The following is a 14,873-nucleotide window of genomic DNA, read 5'->3' as shown; positions in this document are numbered from 1 at the left end:
CTGTACGACGGGCGGGCCAAACGGCTCTTTCGGGCCGTGGGGCGACGGCACTACGGTTGCTGAAAGCGAAAGGACCGATCATGACGAGCTCACTGCCGGAACCGGTCGCGCGACTGATTGCCGCCGCGAACGCCGGGGATTCCGAGGCGTTTATCGAGACGTTCGCCGCCGACGCAACGGTCAATGATCGCGGCAGGGTCGTCACCGGTCGCGACGCGATTCGTGCCTGGGCGGAGGCCAATCTTCGCGGAGCCGGGGTGGCCGTCGACGTCACCGCCGAGATCACAACGCGTGAGCACGCCACGGTAACCGCAACGGTGGGCCGTGGTGGCGCCACGGCGCGCGTGCATTTGAGCTTCACTGTCGCGGAAGACCTCATCAGCGACATGACGATCACTGTCTGAGTCCCTGACCGTTCGGCGTCGGGCGGCCCGGGTCGTTGCGGAGCCCCTGACTGGTGTCTATCGCCGCGAAATAGCGCCCCGCTAGGCTGGGGGCGCCGCCCGACCGCCGGCGCCGAGGAGAGTCATGGAATTGCTAGGAATTGTTCTGAGCCCGATCATCGTGGCGGTCGTGGTGGGTGTCATCCTGCTGATCGTCATCATCATGTTCATCCAGGGCCGCTACAAGATCGCGCAGCCCGACGAGGCGATCATCGTCACCGGGCGTCGTGCCCGCAAATCGGTGGGCGCCGACGGCCGCACCATCACCGACCTCACCGGCCAGAAGGTGGTGCAGGGTGGCGGTGTCTTCGTCATCCCCTTCCTGCAGAAGCAGTTCTCGATGTCGCTGCGCTCGCGTGCCATCGGCATCCAGGTGGTCGCGCAGACCCGCAACGGTGTGACCATTCGCATCGAGGCGGTCGCGGTCGTCAAGGTCGGCGACAGCGACGGGGCCATCCGTTCTGCTGCCCAGCGCTTCCTCGGCCAGGACCAGCACATCGAACCGTTCACCCAGGAAGTGCTGTCGGGTTCGCTGCGCTCGTCGATCGGTAACCTCACCGTCGAGGAGATCATTCGGGACCGAGCCGGCCTCGCCGAGCAGGTCATCGAGGCCGCGCGCACCTCGCTCCTCAACCAGGGTCTCGACGTCGACACCTTCCAGATCAAGGAAATCGCCGACGACAAGGGCTACATCACCGACCTCGGTCGTCCGGAGCAGGCTCGTGTTCGCCAGGCCGCAGAGATCGCCGAGTCCGTGTCCGCGCGGGCATCCGAGCAGGCCCGCATCGAGGCAGCAGAGGCCATCGCCGACGCCAACCGCGAGCTGTCGCTGAAGAACGCGTCGATCAAGAGCGAGACCGATAAGGCGCTCGCCGAGGCGGAGGCAGCAAAACCGCTCGCCGAGGCATTCGCGCAGCAGGGCATCCTGCAGCAGCGTGAGATCACCGCCCAGCGCGAGACCGCACTGCGGGAGCAGCAGCTCAACGCCGACGTGCGTAAGACAGCGGATGCCGAGTCGTACCGCATCCGCCAGATCGCCGAAGCTCACGCAGCCCAGGTCGTCGCAGAGGCAAAGGCAGACCGCGACCGCCGTATCGCCGAGGCAGAAGCAACCCGTGCCGAGGGTGAGGCTGAAGCAGCCGCCATCTTCGCCAAGGGTGAGGCCGAGGCGCGAGCCACCGAGCTGCGGGTTGCCGCGCTCCGCGACGAGTCCGAGGCGCTCCTGCAGCAGCGCGCCATCGAGATCCTGCCCGAGATCGCCAAGCAGCTCGCCGCTCCGTATGGCGCGATCGACAATCTCACGGTTATCTCGACGGACGGTGCTTCGCACCTGTCGAAGCAGGTCGTCGGCAACGTCACCGAGGTCACCCAGCTGCTCAAGGACTCGACCGGAATCGACCTCGCGAGTCTGCTCAACGGCTACGTCGGTGGTCGCTCGGCGTCGGCCGCTGCCGCACCCAAGAAAGGTGTGACGGCCGAGGCGCCTGCGCCGGCGCACGCTGCTGCTCCCGCCGAAGCAGTCGCCGCCGAGTAGTAGCAGTAAGCCGAGTAGTACCCCGGGCGTGCCCGCGCCCAGATCAGGACAAAGGCCCCAGACAAGGACAAAGGCCCCAGACAAGGACAGGAATTCACTTTCCTTCCTTATCTGGGGCCTTTTTCCTTGCGCCGCCGCGGCATCCGCGTGGTGTGAGCCGTGGCATCCGCTCTGCCGGATGCAGGTGGTTCAGTCCGCGAGGAGCCAGGGCACCACGAAGCCAACGACGATGATGCCGAGACCAATCCAGAGATTGCCTCCACCCCGACGCAACCGACGGCCATCGACGGCGACACCGGGCGGCCGCGACGGTGGGGGTGCACTCACGGCCGCAGCCGTGGGCGCATCCGCAGGGATGCCAGCTGGAGCCGGAGCTGGAACGGCAGCGGGTTCGAGCAACCGCTCGTCGCGCCAGTGCGTCCACTGATCGATCTTGGTCTGCAGCGCCGATACCGTGCCGAAGAGCCAGGCCCACATCTCAGGGTTCAGCGTCGAGATTCCGGGACCGGTGTAGAGAAAGAGGGTGTTGTCGACGATTTCGATGTCAAAGAGGGCGGCGTTGTCGACGAACCGCGCCATGATGTCTGGTGAGAAGAGGTAGAGCGCGTCGCGTTCGTACCCCTCGGGGCAGTACAGCTCGAAGTAACGATCGAAATCGCCCTCGAGCGAAAGTCGCTGTTGGACCCCAAACGAGGTCGGCAGGTTCGTGCCAAGAATGGAGTTATTCGCGGCGGCGTCGAGCACGATGTGTGGAAGCGCAGTGCCGAGTTCGATCGCGATGTAGCCCCAGCGGTATGTCGTCGACCTTTTGCCGCGGCGCACCACGTAATCATGGTGGCCGTATTCGACGTGCGGTGACCCAACGGTGCGAAGGACGTCGGTGGAGACGCGCCCGCTGCCGACCCAGAAGATCATTCCGGGATGCTTGGGGTCGGTGACACGGGGCTGGTACGTCATGCCGTTCGCGGCCGCGAATCGGTCAAGCCGGTAACGAGTCTCCTGTTCGCGGCGCCCCGCCGCAACGGCTCGCCGAACCATGAGCACAATGGCCGCCACGATGGCCGCGAGCACGAGTGGGACGAGGATCGGCCCTGCGGGGAGGAGGGCAAGGTCGATGAACAGAGGCACGACCGTAATGAGGCAGCACACAGCAGCGAAGGCGACAACGGCCCACACGATCACGATCCACACGAACCCGCCGACAGTGGTGGGTTTGCGGCTCGCTTCCTTCGCTTTGTGGTACTCCAGAACTCGTTGCGGGTCGACCGGTTCGATCAGCGGGGTCGGGTCAAAATCGAGGGAAGATTGAGGGGACGTCAGGCTCACGGTTACACGCTAGCGGTCGGTCGCTGTGCTTGTTTCCATCGGACGACGGCTTTCGCGACGTTGGGCCTGGACACCGTGCGGATGCTGTCAACCGGCCGACGGCATCCGCCCGCTGTTCTCTATCTATCGGCGGCTATCTCGCCATAATGGGGCTATGAGCCCAGTGCGAAACACCAAACTCTCGATCATCGGTGCGGGGAGTGTGGGATCGTCTCTCGCCTTTGCCGCACTCATTCGCGGCTCGGCGAGGGAGGTCGTGCTCTACGACCTCAACGCGTCGAGGGTAGACGCTGAGGTGCTCGACCTCGCACACGGCAGGCAGTTCATCGGGTCGAGCCGCATCACCGGTGGCGCGGACATCGAACTCGTCGCGGATTCCGACGTCGTGGTGATCACCGCAGGGGCCAAGCAGAAGCCCGGCCAGACGCGGCTCGATCTCGCGGCGACCAACGCCCGAATTCTCGAGGACCTCATGCCCCGGCTCGTCGAGCTCGCGCCGAACGCCGTGTTCGTGCTCGTGACGAACCCGTGTGACGTGCTCACCGTCGTCGCCGAGCGCGCGGTCGACCTGCCCGCCGGCCGCATCTTCTCCTCCGGCACCGTGCTCGACTCCGCGCGGCTGCGCTGGCTGCTGGCCGAGGCCGCCGATGTGGCGCCGCAGAGCGTCCACGCCCTCATCATGGGCGAGCACGGTGACAGCGAGTTCCCGATCTGGTCGGATGCCACGATCGGACAGACCCCGCTGCGCGACTGGACCGACGAGAGCGGCACGCGGCTGTTCCCGCGCGAACGGCTCGAGTCGCTCACCTCGGATGTGGTGCACGCCGCCTACAAGATCATCGAGGGCAAAGGTGCGACCAACTACGCCATCGGCCTCTCGGGTGCGCGCATCGTTGAGGCCGTGCTGCAGAACGAGCGGGCGATCCTCCCGGTGTCGAGCCTCTTGACCGACTACCGCGGCATCAGCGGCGTCGCGCTCAGCGTGCCGTCGATCGTGGGTTCGCAGGGCGTGATTCGCACGCTTGATGTGCCGATCGACGAGGTCGAGGTCGACCTTCTGCACCGGTCGGCGGAGGAGCTTCGCGCGTCACTCGCCCACGTGCTGTAGTCGGGCGCCGGCCCGTTCTCGGGGCTCCACTCTCGGGCTCCGCTCTCGGGGCTCCACTCTCAGTGCCGCGCTCTCGGTGCCGAGCTCTCGGTGTCCCGCTCTGAGTGCCGAGTTCTCGGTGCCGAGATAAGGACAACGGCGCCAGATAAGGACAGAACCGCCGGTTTGGTCCTTATCTGGGCACTGTTTCCTTATCCCGGCCCGGTTCCTTATCCCGGGCCGACGGCATCCGTTCGTTGATGGTGCTGCGCCGAGCGGATGCCGTCGGCCAAGTCGTGTGGGAAGGCAGCGGATGCCGTCGGCCGCGTCCGCAGCGCAGGAGATCGCATGGTTATCAGGATGCTTTCGCGACTTTGGTCCTGATAAGCGTGCGATCTCCTGTTAAACGTGCGGGCGCGCGACCGCCACTCGGCGCCCCCTAGTCGGTGACGACGATGAGCTTGCCGCGCACGTGGCCGCGCTCGAGCTCCTCGTAGGCTTCGGCCGCACGCTCGAGCGGGTAGATGCCGCTCACCGGGAACTCGAGTTCACCGTTCGCGACGAGCTCGGCCACGCGGGCGAGGTCCTCGGTGCTGGCCTGGGCGCCGCCGATGGGGGACGCGCCGCGGTCGGCCGGGCCGTAGACGGCGATCGTGTTGATCCGCTCGATCGGGATGCCGAGCTCGAGTGCCGCGTCGATGGTGTCAGGTCCGTGGTTGTCGAGCGCCGCCGTGTAGCCCTGCGGTGCTGCCGCACGCAGCCGCTCCACGAACCCGTCGCCGTAGGCAACGGGGATCGCGCCGAGTGAACGCACGAACTCGTGGTTCGACTCGCTCGCTGTACCGACGACCGTCGCGCCCTTGCGCTTCGCGAGCTGAACGGCGAGCACACCGACACCACCCGCGGCGGCGCTGATGAGCACGGTGTCGGCATCCGTCAGTCCGAACGCCTCGACGGTGGCCCACGCGGTGCGTCCGACAACGGTGAGCCCGGCGGCCTGCTCGAAGCTGAGGTCGGCCGGCTTGTGCACGATGGTGGCGTCTTCGGTGGTGACCAGGAAGTCGGCCATCGCGTAGTTGCGGGCACCGCCGAACACCTCGTCGCCGACGGCGAAGCGGGTGACGCCCTCGCCGATCTGTTCGACGACACCCGAGTAGTCGTTGGCGACGCCGGAGGGCAGTGTTGCCCCGTAGGTCTCGGCGGCCGGACCACGGAAAATCTTGAAGTCGACGGGGTTGAGACCGACGGCCTTCACCCGAACGACGATCTCGCCCGGCCCCGCGGTCGGCTTGTCGACCGTGATGAGTTTCAGGACCTCTGGCCCGCCGAACTCGGTGTACTGGAGAAATCGAGGCATGCGTCCTGCTTCCTGTCGTGCACGGGCGGTTGTTGCCCGTCCCTGAGTCTTACGCGGCAGCTGTCCGAATTGTTCCCATTCGCGGCGGTTTGACACGGTGCATTCGGGTCATGAAGTGGGGAGAATGGATGCCGTGACCACAGCCACCGTCGACCTCATCGCCCTGCAAAAACGTACGGTGTGGGTGCTCGTCGCCGGCCAGATCCTCGGTGGTCTCGGCATCGGCGCGACCCTCTCCATCGGGTCGGTGCTCGCGACGGAGGTTGGCGGGTCCGAGGCCTGGGCCGGCACTGCCGCGACGTTGAGCACCCTCGGAGCTGCTGCCGCGGCGATCCCCCTCGGCCGGCTCACCCGTCGCAACGGCAGGCGAATCTCCCTCTCACTCGGCACCCTCACCGCCCTGTTCGGTGCGGTGGTCACCGTGCTCTCCGCCGCGATGGACTTCTTCCCGCTCATGCTGCTCGGCTTCGCCATGCTCGGCGCCGGCGCTGCTGTCGGGTTGCAGTCGCGGTTCGCGGCTACCGACGTCGCCGATCCGCGTCACCGTGGCCGCGACCTCTCGATCGTGGTGTGGTCGGCCACCATCGGCTCCGTCATCGGACCGAACCTGTTCGGCCCCGGCGAGGTGATTGCCGAGTGGTTCGGGATGCCGCCCCTCACCGGATCCTTCGTCATCGCGATCGTCGCCCAGTTCGCGTCCGTGTGTGTCTACGCTTTCGCGCTGCGGCCAGACCCGTATCTCGTCAGCCAGGAACTCGCGGCGGCCCAGCCCACACAGGACTCCGCAGAAGCGGAAACTACCCCGGGCGGTCTCGCACGCAACCGCTCCCTCGTGTTCATGACGATCGGCATCCTCGGCCTCAGTCACGCGATCATGGTCTCGGTGATGTCGATGACGCCGGTTCACCTCGTGCACCACGGAACCTCGCTGGCCGGCGTCGGCCTCACGCTGAGCCTGCACATCGGCGGCATGTTCGCCCTGTCACCGGTGTTTGGCTGGCTCAGCGACCGGGTCGGCCGGTTCCCGATCATCTTTACCGGGCAGGCACTGTTCGTGATTGCGCTCGCAACCGTTGCGTTCGGTGACGACTCCACGACCCTGGTCACCGTCGGCCTCATCTTCCTCGGCCTGGGCTGGAGCGCGTCGACGGTCGCGGCATCCGCTCTGCTCGGTGACCTCGTGACCGGCGCGGCCCGGCCCGTCATTCAGGGCCGGAGCGACCTCGTCATGAACCTGGCGGGTGCGGCGGGCGCTGCCTCGGCGGGTCCTGCTCTCGCGCTTGTCGGGTACCCCGGCCTCGCGGTGTCGGCTGGGGTGCTCGTTGCGGTGATCGTCGTTGCGGTGCTGGTGGTCGGGCTGCCGGCGGTGCGCCCGCGCGCCGAACGCGCGACCTCCGGCGCCACTGTCGAGTAACTTTTCCTTGACACCAAGTCAGGTTTTCTTTACATTGATCGATGTAAGGTTTTCTTGACATGCAGGGAGCAGCGGATGTCGTCCGAAGAGAAAAGCGCGTGGGTCATGCTGGTCGTGTCGCTCGCGGGCTACGCGACGTACCTGGTGATCCTGGCCGTGCAGGGGGCATCCGTTTCACTGATGGATACCGCATGGGTGACGACGATGCTCTGGACCATCGGCGGCGGGATCGTCGCTGGAATCCTGCTCAACATTCTGTTCGGCATCTTCTCGCCGAAGGACGCTGGGAGAAAAGACCAGCGGGACCGCGACATCACCCACTTCGGTGACTCGGTTGGCCAGTCGTTCGTCATCATCGGTGCCGTTACAGCGCTGATTCTGGCGATGCTTGAGGCGCCGTACTTCTGGATCGCCAACGCGATCTACCTCGCGTTCGTGTTGTCGGCCTTCCTCGGCTCCATTGCCCGCGTCATCGCCTACCGCCGGGGCCTGCCGACATGGTGAGGACGAAGGCGGCCACGCGCGTCACCAATGACATCCGCCGGCTGAGGTTCCTGAACGGCGAGATGACCCAGGCCGAACTGGCCGACCGCATCGGCGTCACGCGCCAGACCATCATCGCCATCGAGCAGGGGCGGTATTCGCCGTCGCTCGAGATGGCATTCGAAATCGCCGGTGTCTTTGGGGTGCCGCTCGACGATGTGTTCTCTTATTCGGCGCCCTCCGTCACTGAGGAGTGATCATGAAGGTTGTCGTTCAAGACCGATATGGAACACCGGATGTACTGCGGGTCGATGACGTCGATCCACCTACGGTGCGCGATACCGATGTGCTCGTGGCGGTTCGGGCCGCTGGCGTTGACGCCGGGGTCTGGCACACCACGGCCGGGAAGCCCTATCTGCTGAGACTGTTCGGGTTTGGTTTTCGGGGCCCGAAGCAGCCGATTCCCGGTCGGGATGTCGCTGGCGTGGTTTCAGAGGTCGGCTCTGCGGTCACCCGGTTCACGGTGGGTGACGAGGTATTCGGCACGACGCTCGATGGCAGCTTCGCCGAGTTCACCCGTGCCGCCGAGGAGCGTCTAGTGCTCAAGCCCGCGAACGTGAGCTTCGAGCAGGCCGCAGCGGCGCCCGTGTCGGGGTGCACGGCGCTGCACGCGGTGCACGACGCCGGCGGACTGATGCCCGGGCAGAAGGTGCTCGTGCTCGGCGCCGGTGGCGGGGTCGGCTCCTTCGCCGTGCAGATCGCCGTAGCGACGGGTGCGACCGTGACCGGGGTGTGCGGCACGGGCAAGGTCGACTTCGTGGCGTCGCTCGGGGCAGCCCGCGTGATCGACCGAACCGTCGAGGATGTGACTGCGGGTGCCGAACGGTTCGACCTCATCATCGACACCGCGGGACGCACGCCGCTGGGCAGGCTGCGTCGGGTGCTGACGAAACGAGGCACCCTCGTCATTGTCGGCGGCGAGGGCGGTGGGCCGCTGCTCGGTGGGTTCGGTCGCTCGATGTTTGCGCCGCTTCGGTCGCTCTTCTCGGACCAGAAGTTCAAGGGACTCATGTCGAGTGAGGACCTGCCCACCCTCGAGGCACTGCGCGACATGCTCGGGGCTGGCACGGTTGTGCCCGCCGTCGACCGGGTGTTCCCGCTCGAGCAGGCCGGCGACGCGATCGAGTACCTGCACGCGGGTCGGCCGCTCGGCAAGGTCGTCGTCTCGGTTTAGCCTGAGGCCCGGGGCGGTTCGGCACCCGTCGGGCTGAGATAAGGAAACAACGCGGGCACAGGGACTCGAGTCGCGATTGCGTCCTTGTGCCGGCTCGTTTTCCTTGTCTCGCTGCGGGCGACGCCCCGGGGTGGTCGCGAACGCCGCTCAACGGCATCCGTTTTTCAGGTAATAGTGCGATTAACAGGTGACTTCTGGCGATCCCGTCCTGATAATCGTGCGACCTCCTGACGCGCCGTCGACGAGTTTGGTGACGGATGCCGTCGGCACGCCTTCGCGCCCAAAGCGGGTGTACGCCGAGGACGGGTCTGAGTAGCATGGGCGCCGCATCCCGCCGATCCGTCAACGCGGCAAACGTACAGTCAACGCGGCGCCCGTACGAAGGAGTACCCCATGCAACGCATCACCCCGTGCCTGTGGTTCGACAGCCAGGCCGAAGAAGCGGCCAAGTTCTACGTGTCGGTGTTTCCCAACTCCGAGATCGTGCACGTGTCTCGCTACGGCGAGGGCGCTCCGATGCCCGTCGGCACGGTGCTCGTCGTCCTGTTCCGGCTCCACGGTGTCGACTTCCAGGCACTCAACGGTGGACCGGCGTTCACCTTCAGCGAGGCCGTCTCGTTCTACGTGAACGCCGACGACCAGGCCGAGATCGACCGGCTCTGGAACACCCTCATCGCCGACGGCGGTGAGCCCAGCCAGTGTGGCTGGCTCAAAGACAAGTACGGGCTCTCCTGGCAGATTGTGCCGCCCGTGCTCAATGAAATGCTCGAGGATCCCGACCTGGAGAAAGCCCGACGGGTGATGCAGTCCATGCTCGGCATGTCGAAACTCGACATCGCCGAGTTGCAGGCCGCGTACCGCGGCGACTGAACGCGGCGGCTGTGCGTGCCGCTGATCCGCTCACCGCCCCGAGATAAGGAAATAGCGCCCACACAAGGACGGAAGCCGGCATCCGGTCCTTATCTCGGCCCGTTGTCCTTCTGTCGGCGCGACCCCGAATGCCGCGACCCCGAATGCCGCGACCCCGAACGCCGCAACTCAGAACGCAGCAGCACTCACTGCAGGATGCTCGGCTGCAGGTCGGTCAGCGTGCGGTGGTGCGTCTGCCGCGTGACCCCGATCACCGTGGCCACGATCCCGATCGAGAACCACAGCACGAGCATGGACAGGTCCGCGCCGACACGACCGACGTCACCGCCGTACATAAGTTGTCGGAGAGCATCCACCACATAGCTCATCGGGAATATATGGTGAATTACCGCGAGCGGCCCCGGCAGAGTCTGCCACGGGAAGGTGCCGCCCGCCGTCACCAACTGCAGCACCATCATGACGAGTCCGATGAATTGCCCCACCGCGCTCAGCCACACATTGAGCGCGAGGATGATGGCGGTGTAGGTGAGGGATGCCGCCACCAGGATTCCGAAGGTGGCGAGCGGGTTCGCGAACTGGAAGCGAAGCGCGAGTGACAGCACACCGAACAGGCCGAGCATCTGCACGGCGCCGAGCATGGCCGGGGTCGCCCAGCCGGCGAGGGTCACCCGGAACGGTGAATGGAGTGCGGTGACGGCGCGACGTGAGATCGGCTTGACGATGAGGAACAGCGCGTAGATGCCGATCCACGCGGCGAGTGCGGCGAAGAAGGGGGCAAGTCCGGCGCCGTAGTTCTGCGCGGGAGCGATCGCCTTAGTGTCGATCGACACCGGAGTGCCGAGGGTGGTGGCCTGAGCCTGACGGGTGTTCTCGTTATCGTCTGGCAGTTGCGCCACGCCGTTGTCGAGGCCGGTCTTCAGTTCGTTGGCGCCCGTGAGCAGCTCACCGAGGCCGCTGTTGAGCGTGGCTGTGCCGTCGCGCAACCGGACGGCCCCGTCGGCCGCCGTAGCGGCGCCCGAGGCGAGTTCGGCACTGCCAGATGCCACTTCCTGTGCACCCGCGTTGAGCTGGTTGATCTCGGACACGGTGTTCTGCACCCGCCGGTCGATGGTGGTGAGGCCGGTTCCAATGGGCTGGAGGCGCGCAAGCACCGCGTCGATCGTCGCCTGGTCGAGGCCCTCAGCGGCGAGGACCTGGGCAATATCGGAGCGGACCGTCGGCAGTGCAGCGATCACGTCATTCGCCGCGGTGCCGACACGTCGAGCGACGTCATCGATTTCCTGGGTGCCATTGGCGACCTCTCGCGCACCGGTCGCGAGGCTGGCAGACCCGCTGCGGAGTGTCTCGAGGCCCGTCGTGAGTTCACTGGATCCGGAGACGAGTTCTCCCGCCCCGGTTTGCGCGGTGGTGAGTCCCGAGACGAGCTCTCCGGAGCCGGATGCTGCCTCGCTCAGCTGACTGCGGATGGTGCTCAGCGCGTTGAGCAGCGTCAGTCCGGCTTCGGCGACCACTTTCGCCGTGACCTCGGTCTGGATCTTCTCGATCGCCTGGTTGCCGATGGTGGTGGCTAGGTAGTTGTTGGCATCGTCGGTGCGCAGGATCAGCTCCGCCTTCTTCGGGTCGCTCGAGTTGATGGAGGCGACAGCTTCGGAGAACCCAGCCGGGATTTCGATGACGAAGTCGTAGTCGCCGTTCTCGAGGCCGGACGTGGCGGCATCCGCTTCGACCTGCGAGAGGTCGAAGGTCTTCTCCTTCACGAGCGCGTCGGCGACCTCCGTGCCGAGGTTGCGTTCGGTGCCATTGATCTCGGCACCGGTGTCTTCGACCACGAGCGCGACCGGGATCTCCGAGAGTCGGCCGTACGGGTCCTGGTTGGCCCACAGGTAGAGGCCGCCATAGAGAATCGGCACGATCAGCAGGGCCATCAGTGCGAGCGCTTGCATCGGGGTCGAGACCAGTCGCCGCAGTTCGGCGAGAATCATCTGCGGGATCTTCATGACTGCCCCTCAATCGCTTTTCGTGATCGCCGGTCGTGCCCTTCCACCTCCGGCAATGGCGCACCGCCGCTCTGCGCCCAGGCGCCAGCGCGTTCCTCGAGCATTCCCAGGGCGCCGAGATCCCTCTCCGATTTCCCGATCTCTCTGATGTCGTGCTCGTGGCGGATCGTCCACTCGGATGCCCGGCCAGCGATCATCAGGACGGCGAAGTCGCGCGAGGCGAAGTCCTGCGCGAGGCGCCACCACACGAGCGGATGGCCGCCGTGACGGTCCGGTGACACCACCACGAGGCCGGTGACCCCGGACCGCAGCACGGCCAGTTCGCACAGGGCGCGCAGCCGCGCCTCCGGTGGGATGTCGGAGATCGGGGTGGTGGCGAGGTCTTTCATGCCGTAACTGGCGAGCCAGCGCCTTGCCGCGATGGGGTTCGAGTGGTGACCCGCGAACATCAGTTGCTCTGCGACGACGCCGGCGAACAACACGTTGGAGTCGGGGTCGGAGACGTCGGGTGCGTCGACGAGTGCGATGCGTCGCCGCATGAGCGCGCGGTTCACTTCACCGTCGATCGTGATTGTTCCGGCATCCGGTCGCATGCGTCCCGATGCGAGGAGGCCAAGCACCGTCGGCCGCTGCTCCGTTTCGGCGGCGGCGAGCACCGCCTCTCCGGTTTCGAAGGATAGTGAGGTTTCCGGCAGCGCCCTTCCCTTGCGACCCTTGGACACGTCCCGCAGCTCGACGCGCATCAGGCCTCCTGAGTGGGTGCCCGGGAGGAGGAGTGCTGCACCGGAGGTTGAGGGGTCACGCCCTCAGCGTAGGAAGCTGCCGGGCGATGTCAATTATCTTTGGTCCTGTGAGCGCCGGATGCTCGGCGCCTGACTCTGCTCGCGCGGACCCCGGTGTTCTGGCTGTCTGCCCGCACCGTTCTAGAGAAGGCTGCCGCCGGAAACCTCGATGCGTTCGGCCGTCATCCAGCGCAGTTCGCTCGACGCGAGGGCTGTGATGGCATCCGCGATCTCGTCGGGCTGCCCGACGCGGCCGAGCGCGGTGTTGTCGGCCAGGTGGCTACGCAGCTCGTGGTCGTCGCGCATGGCGCCGCCGTTGAAGTCGGTGGCGGTTGGCCCGGGGGCGATGCTGTTGACGCGGATGCCGCGTGGCCCGAGTTCCACAGCGAGGCTGCGGGTAATTGCTTCCACCACCGTCTTCGAGGCGGCGTAGAGCGAGGTTCCCGGGCTGACGTGGCGGGTGAGTGAGGTGGATACGTTGATGATGCGACCGCCGTCGGCGATGTGGGGTGCCAGCGCCTGAGTGAGGAAGAACGTGCCGCGCACGTTCGTTCCGAAGAGGGCGTCGAACTGGTCGACCGTGGCGTCTTCGAGCAGGCCGAACAGCCCGATCCCGGCATTGTTCACCAGCACGTCGATGGCGGAGCGCCCCCACCGCTCCTCGATGTCGCGACGCAACGAGTCCGTGAAGTCGACGAACGAGGCGACATCCGCCAGGTCGAGTCGCGTGGCGATGGCATCTCCGCCTGCGGCGCGGATCTCCTCCACGACGCGGGATGCCTCGGCGGCGTCACCGCGATAGGTGAGCACAACGGCGAAGTCCCGTTGGGCGAGGGCGAGGGCGGTCGCTCGGCCCAGACCCCGATTGGCCCCGGTGACGACGGCGATTCGAGGGGTGTTCTCGGTCATTCGGCATCTCCTTCAGGGAACTCCACGCTGATGAGCGGACTTCCCTCCATCCATTCGTCGAGGGGCGCGACCGGCTGCGGGATGCCGGCCGGGTTCCATGGCTGATTGAGGTCGGCAATGATCGACGAGAACACGGCTTCCCGCTGAGCGCGGTCGAGCACCGGTGTGCCCACGGCCCGCAGATCGGCCCGCACTCCGTGCTTGAGATGGAAAGTGAACTCCGGGTTCGCCACGATATTCACGTACCAGCTGCGCGTCGCCGGCGTGGTCGAGAGATAGATGCGCCCGTCGACCCGGTAGAACCACACCTCGATGCGCCGCGGCCTGCCGGTGCGCCTGCCTGTGGTGGTGATGTCGATCGTGCGCTCCCGAGCGCGTGACGCAGGGGTGATAGCCAGGGCCCGTTCGATTCTCGCGTCCATCATGCTCCAAAGTAAGTAGTCATTTACTTATAAACTAGACGCGGGATGAAGATCCTGTCAAGGACGACACTAAGAGAGCGGAGTGAGCATGGCGCAGCGAGACGCGGAGGCGACCAGAGCACGGATTCTCTCGGCAGCGGTGACGGAGTTTGCGGCGCACGGTTACTCGGGTGGCAGGGTTGACCGTATAGCGAAGGATGCCGAGAGCAATGTGCGCATGATCTATGCCTACTTCGGCAACAAGAGCGGCCTGTTCGATGCGGCGCTGGCGGACGCGATCGTGCGGATGGCGGAAGAGGTGCCCCCTCGGCCTTCAGATTTGCCGACGTGGGTCGGCGAGCTATTCGATTTCCATCAGCGTCGGCCCGAGGTGCTGCGTATCTCCCTCTGGGCTCAGCTCGAACGGCCGGAGGCGGCCTCCGAGCCGCTCGAGACGTATCTGGCCAAAGTGGAATCGGTGCAGCAGCACGCGTCGCCAGCCTTCAGCGCCGTCGATCTCCTCGTCATCATCTACGCCGTGGCCCAGGCCTGGCAGCTCGCGCCGATCGGCCTCCTGGCAGCCGACGCGAGGGCCAGCAGCGAAACGAGGCGAGCGGCTGCGGTCGAAGCGGTCACCCGCATGCTCGCCTGACCTCAGGGCCAGTACATCTAGTTTCCGCGGATGATCTCCGCGCGTGCGGACGCGTGCTCATCAGCGCTGATGACGTTCCGGGCGTGCAGCTCATCGAGCTTCGCCAGCCGTTGTTCGGTGGACTCGGCCGGGCGCATGGCCTCGCTGTCCAGGGCGCGGTTGACGAGGTCAGCGTGCAGCGTCAACGGGTCGTGACCGGCATCCTTCACCTTGCGTGCATTCTTGACGCTCATCACGACGATGAGGATTGCGGCAATCACGATGATGGCGGCCACAAGGCCGAAGATGATCGGGAAGAAATCGAACTGCGGACCCACGGTTGTCCTCTCGTTGACGAGTGTCCAGCTTGGCAATGGCGGCAGGTCGAGTCAACAGCAGGAGCAC

The 14,873-nt window shown here is 66.0% G+C and carries 16 protein-coding genes; 9 read left to right on the top strand and 7 right to left on the bottom strand.

Annotation, left to right across the window (positions count from 1 at the left end; translation table 11 throughout):
- Positions 1-80 precede the first annotated feature (80 nt).
- Together AC1X6S_RS14640 and AC1X6S_RS14635 are read left to right on the top strand one after the other, a co-directional pair.
- Positions 81-404 carry a nuclear transport factor 2 family protein gene (locus AC1X6S_RS14640; RefSeq protein WP_483406486.1) on the top strand — a complete coding sequence of 108 codons (324 nt, stop codon included), beginning with the start codon at positions 81-83 and terminating at the stop codon, positions 402-404.
- 124 nt (positions 405-528) lie between these two features.
- Positions 529-1,977, top strand: coding sequence for a flotillin family protein (locus AC1X6S_RS14635; RefSeq protein WP_483406485.1), 1,449 nt, complete (start codon positions 529-531; stop codon positions 1,975-1,977).
- Between the two features lie 189 nt (positions 1,978-2,166).
- Here AC1X6S_RS14635 and AC1X6S_RS14630 read toward each other — a convergent pair whose 3' ends face one another.
- Complete coding sequence (locus AC1X6S_RS14630; RefSeq protein WP_483406484.1) at positions 2,167-3,303, bottom strand: hypothetical protein; 1,137 nt, start codon at positions 3,301-3,303, stop codon at positions 2,167-2,169.
- Positions 3,304-3,457: 154 nt separating this feature from the next.
- On the opposite strand from AC1X6S_RS14630, the gene AC1X6S_RS14625 reads away from it, so the two are divergent.
- Entirely contained in the window at positions 3,458-4,411 is a 954-nt protein-coding gene (locus tag AC1X6S_RS14625) for an L-lactate dehydrogenase (protein ID WP_483406483.1), read from the top strand.
- 418 nt (positions 4,412-4,829) lie between these two features.
- On the opposite strand, the gene AC1X6S_RS14620 is transcribed toward AC1X6S_RS14625, so the two are convergent.
- On the bottom strand, positions 4,830-5,747 hold the full coding sequence (locus AC1X6S_RS14620) for an NADP-dependent oxidoreductase (protein WP_483406482.1): 918 nt from the start codon (positions 5,745-5,747) through the stop codon (positions 4,830-4,832).
- 124 nt (positions 5,748-5,871) lie between these two features.
- Between AC1X6S_RS14620 and AC1X6S_RS14615 the strand changes: the two genes are divergently transcribed.
- From AC1X6S_RS14615 to AC1X6S_RS14595, 5 genes are all read left to right on the top strand, one after another.
- A complete protein-coding gene (locus AC1X6S_RS14615) occupies positions 5,872-7,161 on the top strand; it encodes an MFS transporter (RefSeq protein WP_483406481.1) in 1,290 nt (429 codons plus the stop codon).
- 75 nt (positions 7,162-7,236) lie between these two features.
- Positions 7,237-7,665, top strand: a complete 429-nt coding sequence (locus AC1X6S_RS14610) for a hypothetical protein (RefSeq protein ID WP_483406480.1) — start codon at positions 7,237-7,239, stop codon at positions 7,663-7,665.
- The gene (locus tag AC1X6S_RS14605) at positions 7,659-7,901 is read left to right on the top strand and encodes a helix-turn-helix transcriptional regulator (RefSeq protein ID WP_483406479.1); all 243 of its coding nucleotides are present in this window, start codon (positions 7,659-7,661) and stop codon (positions 7,899-7,901) included. The genes AC1X6S_RS14610 and AC1X6S_RS14605 overlap by 7 nt, the downstream gene beginning before the upstream one ends.
- A gap of 2 nt (positions 7,902-7,903) precedes the next feature.
- Positions 7,904-8,878: an NAD(P)-dependent alcohol dehydrogenase gene (locus AC1X6S_RS14600; RefSeq protein ID WP_483406478.1), complete on the top strand. Its 975-nt coding sequence runs from the start codon at positions 7,904-7,906 to the stop codon at positions 8,876-8,878.
- A gap of 393 nt (positions 8,879-9,271) precedes the next feature.
- Entirely contained in the window at positions 9,272-9,748 is a 477-nt protein-coding gene (locus AC1X6S_RS14595; protein WP_483406477.1) for a VOC family protein, read from the top strand.
- Positions 9,749-9,933: 185 nt separating this feature from the next.
- Here the strand turns inward: AC1X6S_RS14595 and AC1X6S_RS14590 are convergent, their stop codons facing one another.
- From AC1X6S_RS14590 to AC1X6S_RS14575, 4 genes are all read right to left on the bottom strand, one after another.
- A complete protein-coding gene (locus AC1X6S_RS14590; RefSeq protein ID WP_483406476.1) occupies positions 9,934-11,745 on the bottom strand; it encodes a YhgE/Pip family protein in 1,812 nt (603 codons plus the stop codon).
- On the bottom strand, positions 11,742-12,488 hold the full coding sequence (locus AC1X6S_RS14585) for a P-loop NTPase family protein (protein ID WP_483406475.1): 747 nt from the start codon (positions 12,486-12,488) through the stop codon (positions 11,742-11,744). Before AC1X6S_RS14585 ends, AC1X6S_RS14590 begins: the two co-directional genes overlap by 4 nt.
- A 180-nt stretch (positions 12,489-12,668) precedes the next feature.
- Positions 12,669-13,436, bottom strand: a complete 768-nt coding sequence (locus AC1X6S_RS14580) for an SDR family NAD(P)-dependent oxidoreductase (RefSeq protein WP_483406474.1) — start codon at positions 13,434-13,436, stop codon at positions 12,669-12,671.
- On the bottom strand, positions 13,433-13,861 hold the full coding sequence (locus AC1X6S_RS14575; protein WP_483406473.1) for a nitroreductase/quinone reductase family protein: 429 nt from the start codon (positions 13,859-13,861) through the stop codon (positions 13,433-13,435). Before AC1X6S_RS14575 ends, AC1X6S_RS14580 begins: the two co-directional genes overlap by 4 nt.
- An 85-nt stretch (positions 13,862-13,946) precedes the next feature.
- On the opposite strand from AC1X6S_RS14575, the gene AC1X6S_RS14570 reads away from it, so the two are divergent.
- Positions 13,947-14,489: a TetR/AcrR family transcriptional regulator gene (locus tag AC1X6S_RS14570; protein WP_483406472.1), complete on the top strand. Its 543-nt coding sequence runs from the start codon at positions 13,947-13,949 to the stop codon at positions 14,487-14,489.
- A 17-nt stretch (positions 14,490-14,506) separates the two neighbouring features.
- Here AC1X6S_RS14570 and AC1X6S_RS14565 read toward each other — a convergent pair whose 3' ends face one another.
- Positions 14,507-14,806, bottom strand: coding sequence for a hypothetical protein (locus tag AC1X6S_RS14565; protein WP_483406471.1), 300 nt, complete (start codon positions 14,804-14,806; stop codon positions 14,507-14,509).
- Positions 14,807-14,873 lie beyond the last annotated feature (67 nt).

The organism is Mycetocola sp. Y442 (assembly GCF_056898615.1).
Note: the sequence above shows the minus strand (reverse complement) of the source record. Positions and strands in the feature narration are given on the sequence as shown.

Coding starts and splice junctions, on each gene's coding strand:
- AC1X6S_RS14615 (WP_483406481.1), top strand. CDS start 5,872: ATGGATGCCGTGACCACAGCCACCGTCGACCTCATCGCCCTGCAAAAA.
- AC1X6S_RS14575 (WP_483406473.1), bottom strand. CDS start 13,861: ATGATGGACGCGAGAATCGAACGGGCCCTGGCTATCACCCCTGCGTCA.
- AC1X6S_RS14635 (WP_483406485.1), top strand. CDS start 529: ATGGAATTGCTAGGAATTGTTCTGAGCCCGATCATCGTGGCGGTCGTG.
- AC1X6S_RS14585 (WP_483406475.1), bottom strand. CDS start 12,488: ATGCGCGTCGAGCTGCGGGACGTGTCCAAGGGTCGCAAGGGAAGGGCG.
- AC1X6S_RS14620 (WP_483406482.1), bottom strand. CDS start 5,747: ATGCCTCGATTTCTCCAGTACACCGAGTTCGGCGGGCCAGAGGTCCTG.
- AC1X6S_RS14610 (WP_483406480.1), top strand. CDS start 7,237: ATGTCGTCCGAAGAGAAAAGCGCGTGGGTCATGCTGGTCGTGTCGCTC.
- AC1X6S_RS14570 (WP_483406472.1), top strand. CDS start 13,947: ATGGCGCAGCGAGACGCGGAGGCGACCAGAGCACGGATTCTCTCGGCA.
- AC1X6S_RS14595 (WP_483406477.1), top strand. CDS start 9,272: ATGCAACGCATCACCCCGTGCCTGTGGTTCGACAGCCAGGCCGAAGAA.
- AC1X6S_RS14625 (WP_483406483.1), top strand. CDS start 3,458: ATGAGCCCAGTGCGAAACACCAAACTCTCGATCATCGGTGCGGGGAGT.
- AC1X6S_RS14580 (WP_483406474.1), bottom strand. CDS start 13,436: ATGACCGAGAACACCCCTCGAATCGCCGTCGTCACCGGGGCCAATCGG.
- AC1X6S_RS14590 (WP_483406476.1), bottom strand. CDS start 11,745: ATGAAGATCCCGCAGATGATTCTCGCCGAACTGCGGCGACTGGTCTCG.
- AC1X6S_RS14600 (WP_483406478.1), top strand. CDS start 7,904: ATGAAGGTTGTCGTTCAAGACCGATATGGAACACCGGATGTACTGCGG.
- AC1X6S_RS14640 (WP_483406486.1), top strand. CDS start 81: ATGACGAGCTCACTGCCGGAACCGGTCGCGCGACTGATTGCCGCCGCG.
- AC1X6S_RS14605 (WP_483406479.1), top strand. CDS start 7,659: ATGGTGAGGACGAAGGCGGCCACGCGCGTCACCAATGACATCCGCCGG.